We start from the raw sequence: 18014 nt of genomic DNA, 5'->3' as shown, positions 1-18014 counted from the left end.
GGACGATGACGATGACCGAGAAAGTCGTATTCCTCGACGACGACGGCCTGGCCGCCTCGACGCAGCTCAAACGCCCAGGTTTTGAGCATCAGTGGCAACAGTACGCCTATACCCAGCCTGACCAGGTGCTGGAGCACCTCAAGGACGCCACGGTGGCGCTGACCTGCAGCGTGCCATTGCGTGAAGAGCACCTGCGCCAGTTGCCGAAGCTGAAGATGATCTCGCTGGCGCTGACTGGCCGCGATATCGTCGATGTCGATTATTGCGAGGCGCATGGCATTCAGGTGTCGAGCGTCCCCGGTTATGCCGCCAACACCGTGGCCGAGCACAGCCTGGCGATGATCCTCGAACTGTTCCGCCGCCCGGCCGCCTTCACCCGGCTGATGCGCCAGGTGCGCGACGGCCAGGCGCCGTTCAAGAACATCTATTTCGACCACCGCATTCGTGACGTGCGCGGGCGGCAACTGGCGATCATCGGCAGCGGCCCGATTGCCATCCGTCTGGCTGAACTGGCCCGGCATCTGGGCATGCAGGTGCTGTTCGAAGACCGTGGCGGCAAGCGCCAGGGCGCTGATGTGCGGCCGCTCAATGAGCTGCTGAAAAGCTGCGACGTGCTGTCGATCAACTGCCCGCTGACCCCGCAAACCTACAACCTGATCGACGCCGACCAGTTGGCGCTGATGAAGCCTGATGCGTTGCTGATCAACACCGGGCGTGGCGGTGTGGTCAACGAAGCCGCACTGATCGACGCGCTGCAGGGCAACCGCCTTGGTGGCGTGGCCCTGGACGTGGTCGAGCACGAGCCGCTGCACCCGAGCAACCCGCTGTTCCAGTTGCTCGACCGCGATGACTTCATCCTCAACCCGCACATTGCCTGGAGCAGTGAAGATGCCATGCAGCAGTTGATGGACAGCGCCGTGGACAACATCACCCACTTCATCAACGGCCAGGCTGAACTGCCAGTCAAAAGGACCCAGAGCGCATGACCATCGTGACCAAGAGCAGCTATGTAGACGGCGCTTTCGTTGCCCTTCAAAGCAGCAACGAACTGCTGGAAAACCGCAACCCGTCCAACCCTGGTGAAGTGATCGAGCGCTTTGTGCGCGCCGACAGGGACCTCACCGAACAGGCCATCGCCGCCGCCCGCCGTGCAGCACCCGGCTGGGCACGCAGCAACCCGCAAGTGCGCGCCGATGCGCTGGACTTTATCGGCACCGAGATTCTCGCCCGCCGCGAAGAGTTGGCGCGTTTGCTGTCTCGCGAAGAAGGCAAGATCGTTCGTGAGGCCTTGGGCGAGGTGGACCGCGCCGGTCGCTCGTTCAAGTTCTACGCCCAGGAAGTGCTGCGTGCTGAAGGCGAGAAGTACCAGTCGGTGCGTGCTGAGGTGGGTATTGATGTGTTCACCCAGCCGGTGGGCGTAGTGGGCATCATCGCGCCATGGAACTTCCCGATTGCCATCCCGGCGTGGAAGATCGCCCCGGCGCTGTGCTTCGGCAACTGCGTGGTGTTCAAGCCGGCCGAACTGGTGCCGTCCTCGGCCTGGGCGCTGGCCGAGATCATTTCGCGTGCCGGCCTGCCAGCGGGTGTGTTCAACATGCTGGTCGGCCCCGGTCGCAGCGTGGGTGACACCATTATTCGCTCACCCGATATCGACGCCATCAGCTTTACCGGCTCCGAAGGCACTGGCAAGCAGATTGCCAGGCTGGCCGCCGAGAACATGACCCGCGTGCAACTGGAAATGGGCGGCAAGAACCCGCTGATCGTCCTCGACGACGCCGATCTGGAGCAGGCGGTCGATGTGGCGCTCAACGGCTCGTTCTTCAGTACCGGCCAGCGCTGCACAGCCAGCTCCAGGGTGATTGTCACCGCCGGTATTCATGATGCGTTTGTCGCGCGTCTGGCCGAGCGCACCCGTGCCCTGAAAGTCGGCGAAGCGCTGGCCGCCGACACCGACATCGGCCCGGTGGTGGATGGCAAGCAACTGGAGCAGAACCTGTCGTACGTGACCATTGGTCAGCAAGAAGGCGCCAGGCTTGTGTGTGGCGGCGAGCGCATCGACAACCAGGCCGGTGCGTTCTACTTCACCCCGGCGCTGTTCACCGAGGTGCGTCCCGAGATGCGCATCTACCGCGAAGAAATCTTCGGCCCGGTGCTCAGCGTGCTCAAGGTGCACAACTATGAACAGGCCTTCGCTGCCGCCGAAGACACGCCGTTCGGGCTGTCGGCCGGCATCGTCACCACCTCGCTCAAGTACGCCGAGCACTTCAAACGCCACAGTTCGGCCGGCATGGTGATGGTCAACCTGCCCACCGCCGGCGTCGATTACCACGTGCCGTTTGGCGGCAACGGCGCCTCCAGCCTTGGCTCGCGGGAGCAGGGCACCCATGCCCGGCATTTCTTTACCCGGGTCAAAACCACTTATCAGTTGGCCTGAGCACTGTTACCTTTTGACATGCAAGCGCGTCTACGCTCAGACCGCATGAAAACTGCTGCGCTCGGTGATGCTGCGTTGAAAGCAGGCTCGGAATGCTCATTGACAACCAGTCAAGTCGCCCGCGACTCCGACCGTTCCTCGCCTGCTTTCGCCTTGCCTGACCTTCGCTCGCGACGTTTTCAAACCGTCTGCTGTTCTTAACCTATTAAATGACGAGGAGCATCATGGCCAAGGCCGCCGATGTGGTAGTGCAATGTCTGGAAAACGAAGGCGTCGAGTACGTATTCGGTATTCCGGGTGAAGAGAACCTCGACCTGCTCGAGTCCCTGCGCAAGTCGCAGATCAAGCTGGTGCTGACTCGCCACGAGCAGTCCGCCGGCTTCATGGCCGCTACCTATGGTCGCCTGACCGGCAAGACCGGCGTGAGCCTGTCGACCCTGGGCCCCGGTGCCACCAACCTGGTCACCGCGGGCGCCTATGCATACCTGGGCGGTATGCCAATGCTGATGATTACCGGCCAAAAGCCGATCAAGAAATCCAAGCAAGGTCGTTTCCAGATTCTGGATGTGGTCGGCATGATGCAGCCGCTGACCAAGTACACCCACCAGCTGGCGAGCGCGGACAACATCCCGTCGCGGGTGCGTGAAGCTTTCCGCCTGGCCGAAGAAGAAAAGCCCGGCGCCGTGCACCTGGAACTGCCTGAAGACATCGCCGCCGAACAGACCGACGTGATGCCGATTCCGCGCAGCGTGCACCGTCGTCCGCTGGCCGAGCACAAGTCCATCGAAGCCGCCGTGGCCAAACTCAAGGCCGCGCGCAGCCCGATCCTGGTGATCGGTGCCGGTGCCAACCGCAAGATGACCGCCAAGGTCCTCAAGCAACTGATCGACAAGACCGGCATCCCGTTTGTCACCACGCAAATGGGTAAAGGTGTGGTCGACGAGCGCCACCCGCGCTTCCTCGGCAACGCCGCACTGTCGTCCGGTGACTTCGTACACCGCGCGGTAGAGGCAGCCGACCTGATCATCAACATCGGCCACGATGTGATCGAAAAGCCGCCGTTCTTCATGGTCCGTGGCGGCACTGAAGTGATCCACATCAGCTTCCGCAGTGCCGAAGTCGATGCGGTGTACTTCCCGCAGATCGAAGTGATCGGCGACATCGCCAACGCCATCTGGCAGATCGGCGAAGCGCTGGATGCTGCGGCATTCGACGGCAGCGCGCAGTGGGACTTCACCCGCCTGATGGCGATCCGTGAAGCCAACGAAGCGCAAATTGCCGAAGGCGCCGATGACGACCGCTTCCCGGTGTATCCACAGCGTCTGGTGGCCGACATCCGTCGCGCGCTGCCTTCCGAAGGCATCGTGGCGCTGGACAACGGCATCTACAAAATCTGGTTCGCCCGCAACTACAAGGCGCACAAGCCCAACACCGTGCTGCTCGACAACGCCCTGGCGACCATGGGTGCCGGCCTGCCATCGGCAATGGCCTCGCACCTGGTGTATCCGCAGCGTCCGGTGATCTCGGTGTGCGGTGACGGCGGTTTCATGATGAACAGCCAGGAGCTGGAAACAGCCGTGCGCCTGAACATGAACCTGACCGTGGTCATTCTGCGTGACGACGGCTACGGCATGATCCGCTGGAAGCAGGCCAACATGGGCTTCACCGATTTCGGCCTGGACTACGGCAACCCTGACTTCGTCAAATACGCCGAAGCCTACGGTGCCTTTGGCCACCGCGTCGAAAGCGCTGCCGAGTTCCTGCCGCTGCTGGAGAAATGCATCAGCACCCCAGGCGTGCACGTGATCGACTGCCCGGTCGATTACAGCGAGAACGACCGCATCCTCAACACCGAACTGCGCGAGCGCAGTCTGGCGGTGTAATTCGGTCTTCGCGGCTAAAGCCGCTCCTACGGGGTTTGCGACAACCGTAGGAGCGGCTTCAGCCGCGAAACATCGATACGTGCCAGATCCGCGACAAACCTGTAGGCTCCTCGTCTCTCGATTCCCCATCGATCAGGAGCTTTTGTGGATCTGCGTCAACTCGAAGCCTTTGCCGCCGTGATGTCGGCCGGTAGCGTGACCGGTGCCGGGCAGATGCTCGGGCGTTCGCAACCGACCATTACCCGGCAGATCCAGGAACTTGAGCAGGAACTGGGCTTTGCTCTGTTCGAACGCAGCGGCCCCAAGGTCACCCCGACCCAAAAAGCTTTCATGATGACCGCCGAGGTCGAGAGCGCCCTGCAAGGGGTGCGGCATGTGCATCAACGCGCGCTGAACCTGACCCGCGACGAAAACCGCAGCCTGCGTCTGGTCGCCACCCCGGCGCTGGCCGCCGGCCTGTTACCGCCGGCGCTGGCGCTGCTGACTGAAGACCTGCGCGCCCAACAGCTGCAAATCCAGAGCCTGTCGCCGGAGGCGGCGGTGCAGGCAGTGCTGTCGAAAACCTTCGACCTGGGCATGATCAGCCTGCCACTGGAGCATCGCGGCCTGGAACTGCACTGGATTGGTGAGGCACCTTGCGTGGCGGTGCTGGCCGCAGACAGCGAGCTGGCGGGCGAGCCGGTGTTGAGCATGGCGCAACTGGCGGGGCAGACGCTGGTGAGCATTTCCAACCCGTTCCGCTTTCGCCGCCGGATCAACAAGGCCTTCGAGCGCGCAGGTCTTGAACCGGCACACATTCTGGATACCAACACCTCGCTGATCGCCATGCAGATGGCGCGGGTCGGGTTGGGCGTCGCGCTGGTCGATCCGTTCACCGCCTTCGGTGTGCCGTTGCAAGGCGTGGTGGTCAGGCCCATCGAGTCGGCGATTCCGTTCTATTTCGGCCTGGTCTCAGCCCACGCCAGCCCGCTGTCGGATGTCGCCAAGGCGCTGGTCGAGGCCCTGAAAACCACCTCGCAGTCACTGCTGCCCGGCATGACCCTGCACCCGGCCAACCGTCACGATGTGTTGATGCAGGCGATTTACGCCAGCTGATCGCAGGTTCTTGTGGGAGCGAGCTCTGCTCGCGAAGGCCATTTTTCACACGCTACAGATGTTGCGCCTGGGTTGGCCCTTTCGCGAGCAGCGCTCGCTCCTGCATCGCTCATATTCCAATACTGAATATCCATAGCATTTTTAAGTTGTTGTGGTGATAAGTCGCGTCTCTTAGTATTCGATTACCAAATGAAACGGCTTTGAATATACGAAAAATGGATTATATGGCTCAGACCACAATCCTGCTTAGCGGAAATCCAGCCGACCTCGGCAAATCGCCGCATCACTTTTCACGGCGACTTGTCGGAGGGATGTTTCATGCAAGCGAAGTTTTCAACGGTTTCAACGCCCGCGCTCCTGACCCTGGCCGGTCTGTGCTGCGCAAGCGGTGCCCAGGCGGCAGACCAGCAAGAGCAGGCGGTCCAGTTGCAGACCGTGGTGTCCGTGGGTAACCGTGGTGTCGAGCGCACCGTGGCCGAAAGCGCCGTGCCAATCGATGTGATTGGCGGCCAGGACCTGGAGAAACAGGGCGCCAGCGTCAGCCTGCGCGATGCGCTGGCCAATCTGTTGCCGTCGTTCAACGTGGCCAAGGTCACCGGCGGCGCCTACAGCAACGTCGCCCGTGCGGCGGGCCTGCGGGGGCTGGGGGGCGGTTATGTGCTGGTGCTGGTCAACGGCAAGCGCCGCCATGGCGGCTCGGTGGCCTCGGAAAACTCGGTGCTGGTCGAAGGCTGGAACCCCGCTGACCTTGAGCTGATTCCGGTGGCGGCGGTGGACCGCGTCGAAGTATTGCGCGACGGCGCTGCTGCCCAATACGGCTCTGACGCGATCGCCGGGGTGATCAATATCATCCTGAAAAAGGACAGCAGCGGCGGCAGCGCCACGACGCTGGTCGGCCGTCGTTCCGGCTATCACGGGGTCGGCTCCAACGGCGAGACTTATCAGCAAAGCATCAACAAAGGCTTTGAGCTGCCCAATGGCGGCTTCTTCAACTTCACCCTGGACGCCAAGAACCAGGACAGTACCAAGCGCTCCGCCGAGGCCACTGGCAGTTTCTATTATCCGGTCAACGGCCAGCCTGACCCACGCGAAACCACCGTCGAGCGGCGCAACTACGGCGGCGGCCTGCCGGAGATCGAGCAATACAACCTGGCCTACAACGCCGAGCTGCCGATCACCGACGACACCACCCTGTATTCGTTCAGCACCCTGGGTAAGCAGGACGCGCTGGTGTCCATCGGCTTTCGCCGGCCCAACTCCAACACCATCATCAATGAGCTGTATCCCGATGGCATTGCGCCGAATTTCACCTTTGAAAGCCTTGATTACCAGGCCGTGTTTGGCGCCCGTGGCAAGGACGTGGCCGGTTGGGACTGGGATCTGAGCACCTCGTATGGCCGCAACCGCCAGAAGCAACTGACCGATAACAACCTCAACCCGTCGCTGGGCACCAGCAGCCCCACCGACTTCTGGTTGCAGACCAACACCTTCGATCAGTGGACCACCAACCTGGACCTGAACCGGACCCTGGACATCGGCCTGAGCAACCCGTTGACCTTCGCCACTGGTCTGGAGCATCGCTTCGAGCATTACCGTACCGAATCCGGCGACCCGGACTCCTACGCCAGCGGCGGCTACCGTTACCCGGCCGGCCACCCGCGTGCCGGCCAGCAGGCGGCTATCGGCGCGCTGGGCAACTACCTGTTGCTGCCTGAAGACGAAGTCAATCTGCGCCGCAGCAACACCGCAGCCTATGTGGACTTCGGTCTGGACGTTACTGACAAATGGTTTGTCGGTGCGGCCGGGCGTTTCGAGCATTACACCGACAGCTCGGGCAATACCTGGACCGGCAAGCTTTCCACCCGTTATGCCTTCACCCCGGAACTGGCGGCTCGCGGTGCATTGAGCAGCGGCTTCGTGGCGCCGTCGATGATCCAGCAGGGCTACGCCAAGACTGGCCTGGGCCGTCGCACCATTGGCAATGAAACCCGCGACATCATGATCAAGCGCGTCCAGCCGGACTCGGCCATCGGCCGGGCACTGGGCGCCGAAGACCTGGAACCGGTGCGCTCGCAGAGCCTGTCGGCCGGCCTGACCTGGAACCCGCTGAAAAACCTTAACGTCTCGCTGGATGCCTACCTGATCGACCTGCAAGACCGCATCGCCCTGGTCAGCCCGCTGCAAGGCGCGGCGGTGGACGGCATCCTGGCGACCTACGGCTTTTCCCATGTGCAACAAGTGCAGTATTACGCCAACGCCTTCGACACCCGCACCCGCGGTGTGGACCTGGTGGTGGACTACACCCAGCACCTGGGCGAGTTCGGCCGCCTGCGTTACAACCTTGGCGCCAACTGGAACAAGGCAACCATCACCGATCAGAAAGACAACCCCGCCCAGTTGCAGAGCCTTGGCCTGTCGCGCTTTGAGCGCAGCGGTCTGGGCGGCATCACCGACCTGACGCCGAAAACCAAGTTTCTGTTGGGAGTGAACTGGCAGCGTGGCGACTGGGACGTGGGGCTGCGCACCACCCGTTACGGCGAAGTCAAACGCCTGGGTGACACCAACGGCGGGGTGGACGAACGCTTTGGCGCCAAATGGATCACCGACATCGACGTCGGCTACCAGATCACCGACAACGTCAAAGTCTCGCTGGGCGCGGACAACGTGTTCAACGTCTACCCGGACAAACACACCGTCACCGACGTATCGGGCGCTTCCTATTACTCATCGATCTCGCCGTTTGGCTCATACGGGGCTTTTTACTATGGGCGGTTGAATATCGATTTTTGATAACTGTTTCGTCGTAGGAGCGGCTTCAGCCGCGAATCACGGTATTTGCCTTCGCGGCTGAAGCCGCTCCTACAGGCCGAGTAAGACCACACGACTTCCTTTACCGAGACCGCACACCCATGCCTGACACCCATACCCCCATCGGCCTGCCTGCCCTCGAAGCACGCTTGCGCGAAGACCTGGAATGGCTCGGCCTGCCCGCACAACCCTGGGTCAAGACTCAGCAGCATGGCGACACCGAACTGCTCGATGTCGCCATCGTCGGCGCCGGCATGGCCGGGATGGCCGCCGCTGCCGAGTTGCATCACCTGGGCGTGCGCAGCGTGCTGTTCGATCAGTCCGAGCCGGGTTTTGAAGGGCCGTGGGCGACCACGGCACGGATGCAGACCCTGCGCTCGCCCAAACAACTGGCAGGTCCCGCGCTGGGCTTGCCGGCCCTGACGTTCCGGGCCTGGTATCAAGCCCGTTTCGGTCTTGCGCAATGGCAGGCGCTGGACAAGATTCCGCGCCTGCAATGGGCCGAGTACCTGCGCTGGTATCGCCAGGTACTGAACCTGGATGTACGCAACCAGCACCGCATCGCCAGTGTGCAACCGACCGCCGAAGGCTTCGTGCGCTTGCTGATCGATGCGCCTGACGGCCTTCAGGAAGTGCTCGCCCGGCACGTGGTACTCGCCACCGGCCGCGACGGCATGGGCGGCCCTTGGGTGCCGGATCTGGCGCTGGCCTTGCCGCGCCAGTACTGGGCGCATTCGGCCGATGGCCTGCAGGACGCCTGGTTTACCGGCAAGCGCGTGGCCGTCATCGGCGGCGGCGCTTCGGCGATGGACGCTGCCGGTACGGCGCTGGAAGCTGGTGCGGTCTCGGTCGACATGCTGGTGCGCCGCCGTGAACTGCCGCGCATCAACAAGGGCAAGGGGGCCGGCAGCCCCGGCATGACCCACGGTTACTGGCGCCTGCCCGATGCCTGGAAATGGCAGATCCGCGAATACCTCAATGCCCAGCAGACCCCGCCGCCACGCGGCAGTACCTTGCGGGTGGCGCGCCACGCCAATGCCCGCTTGCTGCTGGACAACGCCTTGGAAGCGGTCGAACTCGACAGCCAGGGCCAGTTGCAGGTGCGCACCTCACAAGCCAATCTGGTTTATGACTTCATTGTCTTCGCCACCGGCTTTCGCACCGACCTGGACAAACGCCCGGAATTCGCCCCGTTCGCGCCGTACATCCGGCGCTGGTCCGAGCGTTTTCCGTTGCCGGCCGACCAACTCGACAGCGAAGCCGCGCAACTGCCCGACCTGGGCCCGCTGTTTGAATTTCTGCCGCGTGAGCCAGGTGCCTGTCCGGGGCTGGAGCGCATCCACTGCTTCAACTATCCCGCTGCGCTGACCTACGGCGGCGTGTCGGGAGATATCCCGGCGATCAGCGACGGCGCCAAGCGCATCGCCCAAGGCCTGGCCGGCCAGTTGTTCAATGAAGACATCGAGTATCACTTCCGGGCGATGCAGGACTATGCCGACCCAGAGCTGCTCGGTGATGAGTGGCAGGCCGGCCGGTTGCGGGCCGGGGAGCTGCGCACGTGACCGGCTGGCTGCTGCGCCGTATCGGCCAGGCGTTCATCGTGCTGGTGCTGATGTCGCTGATCGTGTTCGTCGGCCTCAATGCCATCGGTAACCCGCTGGATATCCTGATCGGCGAAGACCTCAATCAGGCTGAACGGGCGGCGGCAATTGCCCGACTGGGTCTGGATCAGCCGCTGTGGCAACAGTACCTGCACTTCATCGGCGGGGCGCTGGACGGGCATCTGGGCAAGAGCTATGTGCATCACGAAGATGCCTTGCAACTGGTCCTCAACCGCCTGCCGGCCACCGTTGAACTGGCGGTCACGGCGCTGCTGCTGGCGATTCTGGTCGGCGTGCCGCTGGGGCTGTTTGCCGGGCTGTATCCTGACCACCCGTTGTCAAAGCTGATGATGGCCACCAGCATCATCGGTTTCTCGCTGCCGTCGTTCTGGGTGGCGCTGATGCTGGTGCTGTTTTTCTCGGTGCATCTGGGCTGGCTGCCGGCCAGTGGCCGGGGCGAAACCCGTGAGCTGTTCGGTATCCAGTGGTCGTGGTTCACCCTCGACGGCTGGCAGCACCTGCTGCTGCCAGCGCTGAACCTGGCGCTGTTCAAGGTCTCGCTGATCCTGCGCCTGACCCGCGCCGGGGTGCGCGAGATTCTGCCTCAGGACTTCGTCCGGTTTGCCCGTGCCAAGGGCCTGTCGCCGCTGCGCGTGGTGCTGATGCACGTGCTGCGCAACACCCTGATTCCGCTGGTCACCGTGCTGGGCCTGGAGCTGGGCTCGACCATCGCCTACGCGGTGGTCACCGAGAACATCTTTGCCTGGCCCGGTTCCGGCAAGCTGATCCTCGACAGCATCAACAGCCTGGACCGCCCGGTGGTGGTCGCCTACCTGATGGTCGTGGTGGTGATCTTCGTCACCCTCAACCTGATCGTCGATATCTTGTACCGCGTGCTTGACCCGCGGGTTCGTCTGGAGGCTGCGCGATGAGTGGTGCTGTGTCTGCCGTGTCTGTCGTTTCGCCCTGGCAGCGCGCTCTGGGCGATTTCTTGCGCTCGCCTTCGGCCTTGCTGGGGCTAGTGCTGTTGCTGGGCATCGTCCTGTTGGCGGTGCGGGCGCCGTGGGTCACCCCGCAAAATCCCTATGACCTGCTGCAACTGGATGTGCTAGACGCACGGCTGGCACCGGGCAGCGAGAGCATGAGTGGCGGTTTCACTTACTGGCTGGGCACCGACGGCCAGGGCCGCGACCTGTACTCGGCGATCGCCTATGGCCTGCGCATCAGCCTGGTCGTGGGGCTGGGCTCGGCGTTGATTGCAGCGGTGGTCGGCACCGTGATCGGCCTGGCTGCGGCATACGCCGGTGGCTGGGTCGATGCGCTGCTGATGCGTCTGGTCGACATGCTGCTGTCGTTCCCCGGCATCCTCATGGCGCTGATGATCCTCGCCTGGCTGGGCAAGGGCGTTGGCAACGTGATGCTGACCCTGGTGGTGCTGGAATGGGCCTACTACGCGCGCACCGCCCGCGGCCAGGCGCTGGTCGAGAGCCGTCGTGAATACGTTGAGGCCGCACGCGGCCAGGGTATTACCCGCTGGCGCATTCTGCTCGGTCATATCCTGCCCAACTGCCTGCCGCCGCTGATCGTCATCGGCGCATTGCAGATCGCCCGCGCTATCACCCTGGAAGCGACCCTGTCGTTCCTCGGCCTGGGCGTGCCGATCACCGAACCCTCGCTGGGCCTGCTGATCGCCAACGGCTTTCAGTACATGCTCGGCGATGAATACTGGATCAGTGTGTTTCCGGGGCTGGCCCTGCTGCTGACCATTGTCGCCATCAATCTGGTGGGCGACCGCCTGCGCGATGTGCTCAACCCGAGGCTGCAAGCATGACGGCCGTTCTTGAAGTACGGCCGGCTACCCTGGAAGTGCGTGGCCTGAGCGCCGCCTTTCAGACCCGCGACGGCCTGCTGCCGGCGGTGCGCGACCTGTCGCTGACACTGGCACCGGGGCGCATTCTGGGGCTGGTCGGTGAGTCTGGTTCGGGCAAATCGGTGACCGGCTTTTCCATTTTGGGTCTGCTGGATAAACCCGGACGGATCACCGCCGGCGAGATCCTGTTCCAGGGCCGCGACCTGCGCCGGCTCAAGCCCCGTGAGCTGCGCGAGTTGCAGGGCGACCGGCTGGCGATGATTTTCCAGGACCCGATGATGACCCTCAATCCGGTGTTGCGGGTCGACACCCAGATGATCGAGGCGGTGCGCGCGCATCGGCGGGTTAGCCAGGCTGAGGCCCGGACCCTGGCCAGCAACACCCTGGCGAGCATGGGCATTGCCAGCCCGGATGAACGTCTGCGCGCCTACCCGCATCAGTTGTCTGGCGGCATGCGCCAGCGGGTGGCGATCGCCATTGCCTTGCTGCACCGCCCGGACCTGATTATCGCCGACGAGCCGACCACCGCACTGGACGTGACCATTCAGGCGCAGATCCTCGCCGAGGTGCAGAAACTGGTGCGTGAGCAAGGCACCTCGCTGCTATGGATTACCCACGACCTGTCGGTGGTCGCCGGGCTCGCCGATGAACTGGCGGTGATGTATGCCGGGCGCATCGTCGAACAAGGTCCGGTGGACGCGCTGCTGGATAACCCGCAGCACCCCTATACGCAAGGTTTGATCGACAGCCTGCCGAGCCGTAACAAGCGCGGCGAACGGCTGCGGCAGATCCCCGGCATGGCGCCGTCGCTGGGCAACCTGCCCAACGGCTGTGCCTTCGCCCCACGCTGCCCGCGGGCCAGCGACGCCTGCGTTGTCGAGCCGCCATTGCAGTTGCTTGAGGGACGCAGTGTGCGTTGTTTTCATCCCGGCGCCGGAGCAGGAGAAGCGCATGCCCAGTGATATTCCATTGATCGAACTGCGTCAGGTCAGCAAGGAGTTTTCCTCCGGCCAGCCCGGTATCGCCGGGCGTGCCTTACAGCGCCTGGGGCTGGTCCGGCCAGCGGCGCTGACCCGTGCGGTGGACAGCGTTGACCTGAGCATCCGCCGTGGCGAGGTGGTCGGCCTGGTCGGTGAGTCCGGCTGTGGCAAGTCCACCCTCGGCCGGATCGCCGCCGGTCTCAACTCTGCGACCCGTGGCCAGGTGCGCCTGGATGGCCAGGTGCTGGACGAGCTGCCGAGTGCGCAACGTCAGGCGGCGCGGCTCAAGGTGCAGATGATTTTTCAGGACCCGTACTCAAGCCTTAACCCGCGCCTGCGCATCGACCGCATTGTCGGTGAAGGCGCGCGCCTGCAAGGCCTGACTGACCGCGCCGGCTTTGATGATTACGTCAGCACCCAGTTGCAGCGCGCCGGCCTCGACCCGGCTCTGCGGCTGCGCTACCCGCACCAGTTCAGCGGCGGTCAGCGCCAGCGCATCGGCATTGCCCGCGCCCTGGCAGTGCAGCCTGATGTGCTGGTCTGTGATGAGTCGGTGGCGGCGCTGGACGTCTCGATCCAGGCGCAGATTCTCAATCTGTTCATGGACCTGCGCGAGCAACTGGGCCTGACCTACCTGTTCATCAGTCACGATCTTGGCGTGGTCGAGCACCTGTGCGACCGGGTGGTGGTCATGTACCTCGGTCGTGTAGTGGAACAGGCGTCGGTGGACGACCTGTTCGCCCGGCCCAACCACCCCTACACCCAGGCCTTGCTGGCGCAGATTCCGCGCTTTGAACTGCGCCGCAGCCAGTACGCGCCCATTGAAGGTGAGATGCCCAGCCCGCTGGCCCCCCCTTCGGGCTGTCATTTTCACCCCCGTTGTCCGTATGCCAGCGCCCGCTGCCGCGAGCAGGCGCCACCGTTGCAACAGGTGGCGCCGGGGCACTTCAGCGCTTGCCATCTCAATCACCCCGTATGAACGAGGAACGCCATTTGAAACCCTTACTGACAAGCGCGCTGACCCTGGCCCTGCTAAGCGCCAACCACGCGCTGGCCGCCGACGCCGACAAGACCCTGCGCATCGCCTACGCCGACCCGGTGTCGTCGCTGGACCCGCAACTGAACAACCATGCCGGCGACCGCTCCATCGCCCTGCACACCTACGAGTCGCTGCTCGAACGCCGCGACGACGGCAATCATCCGGGCCTGGCGAAAAGCTGGGAAGCCAAAGACAACCTGACCTGGGTGTTCCACCTGCGTGACGACGTCAAGTGGCAGGACGGCAAGCCGTTCACCGCTGACGACGTGGTGTTCTCCATCGAGCGGGCGCGCAATGTGCCGGGCAGCGTGGCGTCCTACGCGGCGGGCCTGCGCACGGTGGCCTCGGTCAAGGCTCTGGATGCCCATACCGTCGAGATCAAGACCAACGTCCCGAACCCGATTCTGGTGGCTAACGTCGACGCCACCTACCTGGTCAGCCGCCACGTCGGCGCCACCGCCAACAGTGAAGACTACGGCAGCGGCAAGGCCGCCATCGGCACCGGCCAGTACAAGCTGGTGTCCTACAGCCAGGGCGACCGCGCACTGTTCGAGCGTAACGACAATTATTGGGGGCCGAAACCGGCCTGGGCCAAGGTCGATTACCGCTACATTCCCAACCCGGCCGGGCGTACCGCCGCACTGCTGGCCGGCGATGTGGACGTGATCGACAAGGTTTCGCCCAGCGACGTGCAAAAGCTCAACAAGACCAGCGGCGTAAAGGTATTTGCCTACCCTGGCCTGCGTGCGCTGATCGTCCAGCCGAGCTTTCGTGAAGGCCCTAACGAGTTCATCCGTGACAACAGCGGCAAGCCGCTGGCACACAACCCGCTGCGTGACGTGAAAGTGCGTCAGGCGCTGTCGCTGGCGATCAACCGCAAGGCCATCGTCGAGCGCATCCTGCAAAACACCGTCACCGAGGCCAACCAGTGGATGCCGGCCAATACCTTCGGCTATAACCCCGAGGTCAAGGACATCCCCTTCGATGCCAAAAAAGCCAAGGAGCTTTTGAGTGAGGCCGGTTACCCGGAAGGCTTTCAACTGACCGTGCACGTGCCGGGCGACCGTTACCCGCTGGCGCCGGAATCGATGCAGGCGGTGGCGCAGTTCTGGGCGCGGATCGGCGTCAAGGTTGATCTGCAGGTGGTGCCATGGTCGGTGTACTCCAGCCGCGCCAACAAGAACGAGTTCGCCGTCAGCGTGATTGCCTGGGGCAACGGCACCGGCGAAGCCAGCTACGGCCTGACCAACATTCTCGCCACTGCCGATGCAAGCAAAGGCCTGGGCATGTCCAACTGGGGCCGCTACAGCAACCCGCAGGTCGATGCGGACCTGGACAAGGCCACTGTCGAGTTCGACGAAGCCAAACGCGCCGCGATCCTGCGTGACTCGGTCAAGCGCGTCAGCGACGACGTCGGCATCCTGCCGCTGTTCCACTACCAGAACATCTGGGCGGCCCGTGACGGCCTGAAGGTGGTGCCTTGGGTCAGCGACCGCACCACCGCACTGATGGTGACTGAAGAGAAACCAAGCGGGGGAAAGTGATGGGCCAACTGACTGTCACTCCGGCTACTGGCCTGCTCGACGAGCTGCGGCACATCCGTGTCGCAGGTCTGGCAGCGGGGCAGACTGTCACCCTGACCGCCCGCACCCGACGTGGCAAGGGCGTGGACTGGGTCAGCCAGGCCAGCTTTGTCGCCGATGCCCAAGGCACGGTAGACCTGCAACGTGATGCGCCGGTGGCTGGCGATTATCAGGGCATCAGCCCGCTGGGCCTGCTCTGGAGCCAGCAACCCGAAAGTCAGCCGGCCACTGGCGCGGTGTTCCCGGACGACTTGCTGCAACCCTTGCAGACCCGCATCAGCATTGAGGGCAGCGAGGCATCTGCGACCCTGACCCAGTATCTGGCGGCTGCCGGGGTGACCCGGCGCGAGGTGCGTGAAGAGGGGCTGGTCGGCACCCTGTTCCTGCCGGCCGGAGCCGGGCCGCACCCGGCGGTGATCGTGCTCAACGGCTCAGGCGGCGGCATCAACGAACCCCGCGCGGCGCTGTATGCCTCGCGTGGCTACGCCGCGTTGGCCCTGGGTTACTTCAAGGCGCCGGGGCTGTCGGGCTACATCTCCAACACCCCGCTGGAATACTTCGAGCGTGGCCTGGACTGGCTGCGCAGTGAGGTCAAACCGGCCCATGACTTCGTCGCCTTGAGCGGCCAGTCGCGCGGTGGTGAACTGGTGCTGCTGCTCGGCAGCCTGTTCCCGGACAAGGTCTCGGCGGTGATCGGCTACGTGCCCAGCGCGCTGGTGCATGGCGGTCAGGCCGCCGCCGACCCTGCCGTGGGCCGTGATGGCCCGGCCTGGTTGTATCAGGGCAAACCGCTGGTGCACCTGTGGAATGACAACCGCACCGCCAACTGGCAGGCCCGCGATGCCGGCCAGCGAAACGCCGTATCGATGCGCACCGCCCTGGATGACCCTGAGGCGGTCGAGCGGGCGCGTATCAAGGTGGAGAACATCAAAGGTCCGGTGATCCTGCTTTCGGCCGGTGATGACGCGGCCTGGCCGTCGGATTTGTTCTCGCGCATGGTCAGTGAACGCCTGGAGCAGCACCACCACGGCTGGCCGGTGCAGCATCTGGATTTCCCGCAGGCCGGGCACAGCATCCTGCTGCCGTACATTCCGTCCACCTGGAGCAATGACGGCAATCCCGCCGCCAACGCCGAGGCCAACGAGCAATCGTGGCAGGGCGTGCGTCAATTCCTGCAAGACGCCGTGGCCGCGCGCCAGGCAAGTCTGGAGAAACACCCATGAGTGCCACTGCTACAGATCTGATCGACAGCCTGGTGCTGAGCGAACACAGCCCGCTGCGCGAGATTCGCCAGGCGCGCAGCAAAGTCACCCTGGCCACTCAGGCCAGCCACGACGCCCTGTTCGCCGCCGAGCTGGCCGGCAGCCTGAGTGTCGAAACCCGCCTGCTGGTGGCGCTCTATGGCAGCGCATTGAGCCGCCAGACCGCGCTGGTTGCCTACTACCGTGAACGCTTGGTCGAGCTCAACAGCGCCACGGCTGTAATCAATGCCGTCGAGCAAGACGACCTGAGCGCTATCAATGACGCGCCACTGCGCCAGGTTCTGGGCTACACCCGCACCCTGATTGTCGCGCCGAAAGAAGGCGACCGCGCAGCCCTGGAGGCATTGCGTGAAGCCGGCCTCAGCCCGCTCGACGTCGTGACCCTGGCGCAACTGATCGCCTTTATCTCTTACCAGGTACGCCTGACCGCCGGTCTTGCCGCCCTGCAAGCGTTGGGAGCTGCGCAATGAGCCAGATCATTCGTCACAACGGCTTCACCAATGAAACCCTGGGCTGGAAATCCTGGTTGCCGATCGTCACCCCGGAGCAGGCCAACCCCGAGCAACTGGAAGTGCTCAAGGAAAGCCATCCCAAGGCGCTGACCAGTGAGTATTACCTGACCCTGATCCACCAGCCCGAAGTGCTGCGCCAGCGTTCGCTGGTGTTCAACGCCATCATGTACGCCCCCGGCGGCCTGCCGCGTGCCGAACGCGAACTGGCCAGCACCGTCGTGTCACGGGTCAACCACTGCGTGTACTGCGCCTCGGTGCATGCCCAGCGTTTCGAACAACTGGCCAAACGCAATGAAGTGATCGCCGAAATCTTCGCCGACCCGCAAACCGCAGGCGGCAATGAGCGCGAGCAAGCGATCATCCGTTTCTCCATCGACCTGACCCTCGACCCCGGCGCCACCGGCCCGGAGCACCTCCTGCCGCTGCGTGAAGCCGGGCTTGAGGATGGCGAGATTCTGGACTTGATCCAGGCGGTGGCGATCTTTGCCTGGGCCAACCGGTTGATGCTCAACCTGGGCGATCCGGTATTTGGCCAGGAGTAAGCCGCACGGTCGGCGTCAGTTGTTGCGCACTTCGGGGTAGCACAACCGGCGCTTTTCCCGGCAGTCCTTGGTCTTGAGCGCTGCGTCCTTATCGTCGTCCGGGAAAGCGGGCGGCGGCGCATAGCTGCCGCTGGGGATGCGGCGCGCCCGCTCTGCATCACACAGCGCAAAACCGTCAGACAACCCGCGCAGGTACTCAGCCTCGTCGGTGGCGGGTACTTTCCGGTTGCGGTCATAGTCTTGCTTGAGCTTGTCTGCGCAGCCGTCGCGATAGCCCGCCCGGTATGGCTCCAGCGGCTGCCATGGCAGCTCGATAGCGGCGCCATTCAGGCAACCGGACAGGCCCGCGCCCAGCGCTACAACACACAGCAAACGCAGCCACTTCATTGGCCATCACTCCAGGCT

General features: G+C 63.8%; 15 protein-coding genes. 14 read left to right on the top strand and 1 reads right to left on the bottom strand.

Going from position 1 to position 18014, the window contains the following annotated elements; genetic code table 11:
* Positions 1-11: 11 nt before the first annotated feature.
* The 14 genes from PSCI_RS04570 to PSCI_RS04505 all read left to right on the top strand — a co-directional run bounded on the left by PSCI_RS04570 (position 12) and on the right by PSCI_RS04505 (position 17609).
* A complete protein-coding gene (locus PSCI_RS04570) occupies positions 12-986 on the top strand; it encodes an NAD(P)-dependent oxidoreductase (RefSeq protein ID WP_045483388.1) in 975 nt (324 codons plus the stop codon).
* The gene (locus PSCI_RS04565) at positions 983-2434 is read left to right on the top strand and encodes an aldehyde dehydrogenase family protein (protein WP_045483385.1); all 1452 of its coding nucleotides are present in this window, start codon (positions 983-985) and stop codon (positions 2432-2434) included. Before PSCI_RS04570 ends, PSCI_RS04565 begins: the two co-directional genes overlap by 4 nt.
* A gap of 224 nt (positions 2435-2658) precedes the next feature.
* Positions 2659-4317 (top strand): acetolactate synthase large subunit, encoded by a 1659-nt coding sequence (locus PSCI_RS04560; RefSeq protein WP_045483382.1) that lies wholly within the window; start codon positions 2659-2661, stop codon positions 4315-4317.
* 144 nt (positions 4318-4461) lie between these two features.
* Positions 4462-5412: a LysR family transcriptional regulator gene (locus PSCI_RS04555; protein ID WP_045483379.1), complete on the top strand. Its 951-nt coding sequence runs from the start codon at positions 4462-4464 to the stop codon at positions 5410-5412.
* A gap of 318 nt (positions 5413-5730) precedes the next feature.
* The gene (locus tag PSCI_RS04550) at positions 5731-8202 is read left to right on the top strand and encodes a TonB-dependent receptor plug domain-containing protein (protein ID WP_045483376.1); all 2472 of its coding nucleotides are present in this window, start codon (positions 5731-5733) and stop codon (positions 8200-8202) included.
* 119 nt (positions 8203-8321) lie between these two features.
* The gene (locus PSCI_RS04545) at positions 8322-9782 is read left to right on the top strand and encodes a flavin-containing monooxygenase (protein ID WP_045483373.1); all 1461 of its coding nucleotides are present in this window, start codon (positions 8322-8324) and stop codon (positions 9780-9782) included.
* Positions 9779-10753 carry an ABC transporter permease gene (locus PSCI_RS04540; protein WP_045483370.1) on the top strand — a complete coding sequence of 325 codons (975 nt, stop codon included), beginning with the start codon at positions 9779-9781 and terminating at the stop codon, positions 10751-10753. The genes PSCI_RS04545 and PSCI_RS04540 overlap by 4 nt, the downstream gene beginning before the upstream one ends.
* Positions 10750-11652 (top strand): ABC transporter permease, encoded by a 903-nt coding sequence (locus tag PSCI_RS04535; RefSeq protein WP_045483367.1) that lies wholly within the window; start codon positions 10750-10752, stop codon positions 11650-11652. Before PSCI_RS04540 ends, PSCI_RS04535 begins: the two co-directional genes overlap by 4 nt.
* Positions 11649-12653, top strand: a complete 1005-nt coding sequence (locus PSCI_RS04530) for an ABC transporter ATP-binding protein (protein WP_045483365.1) — start codon at positions 11649-11651, stop codon at positions 12651-12653. Before PSCI_RS04535 ends, PSCI_RS04530 begins: the two co-directional genes overlap by 4 nt.
* Positions 12643-13650, top strand: a complete 1008-nt coding sequence (locus tag PSCI_RS04525) for an ABC transporter ATP-binding protein (RefSeq protein WP_045483362.1) — start codon at positions 12643-12645, stop codon at positions 13648-13650. Before PSCI_RS04530 ends, PSCI_RS04525 begins: the two co-directional genes overlap by 11 nt.
* A gap of 14 nt (positions 13651-13664) precedes the next feature.
* Entirely contained in the window at positions 13665-15254 is a 1590-nt protein-coding gene (locus tag PSCI_RS04520; RefSeq protein WP_045493821.1) for an ABC transporter substrate-binding protein, read from the top strand.
* Entirely contained in the window at positions 15254-16516 is a 1263-nt protein-coding gene (locus PSCI_RS04515; RefSeq protein WP_045483359.1) for an acyl-CoA thioesterase/BAAT N-terminal domain-containing protein, read from the top strand. Before PSCI_RS04520 ends, PSCI_RS04515 begins: the two co-directional genes overlap by 1 nt.
* Positions 16513-17025 carry a CMD domain-containing protein gene (locus PSCI_RS04510; RefSeq protein ID WP_045483356.1) on the top strand — a complete coding sequence of 171 codons (513 nt, stop codon included), beginning with the start codon at positions 16513-16515 and terminating at the stop codon, positions 17023-17025. The genes PSCI_RS04515 and PSCI_RS04510 overlap by 4 nt, the downstream gene beginning before the upstream one ends.
* Positions 17022-17609, top strand: a complete 588-nt coding sequence (locus PSCI_RS04505; RefSeq protein WP_045483354.1) for a peroxidase-related enzyme — start codon at positions 17022-17024, stop codon at positions 17607-17609. The genes PSCI_RS04510 and PSCI_RS04505 overlap by 4 nt, the downstream gene beginning before the upstream one ends.
* 15 nt (positions 17610-17624) lie before the next feature.
* Here PSCI_RS04505 and PSCI_RS04500 read toward each other — a convergent pair whose 3' ends face one another.
* Positions 17625-17996, bottom strand: coding sequence for a hypothetical protein (locus PSCI_RS04500; protein ID WP_045483350.1), 372 nt, complete (start codon positions 17994-17996; stop codon positions 17625-17627).
* Positions 17997-18014: the final 18 nt, after the last annotated feature.

Source organism: Pseudomonas sp. StFLB209 (genome assembly GCF_000829415.1).
Taxonomy (GTDB): domain Bacteria; phylum Pseudomonadota; class Gammaproteobacteria; order Pseudomonadales; family Pseudomonadaceae; genus Aquipseudomonas.
The sequence above is the reverse complement of the archived record's forward strand: the minus strand, read 5'-3'. Positions and strand labels throughout refer to the sequence as shown.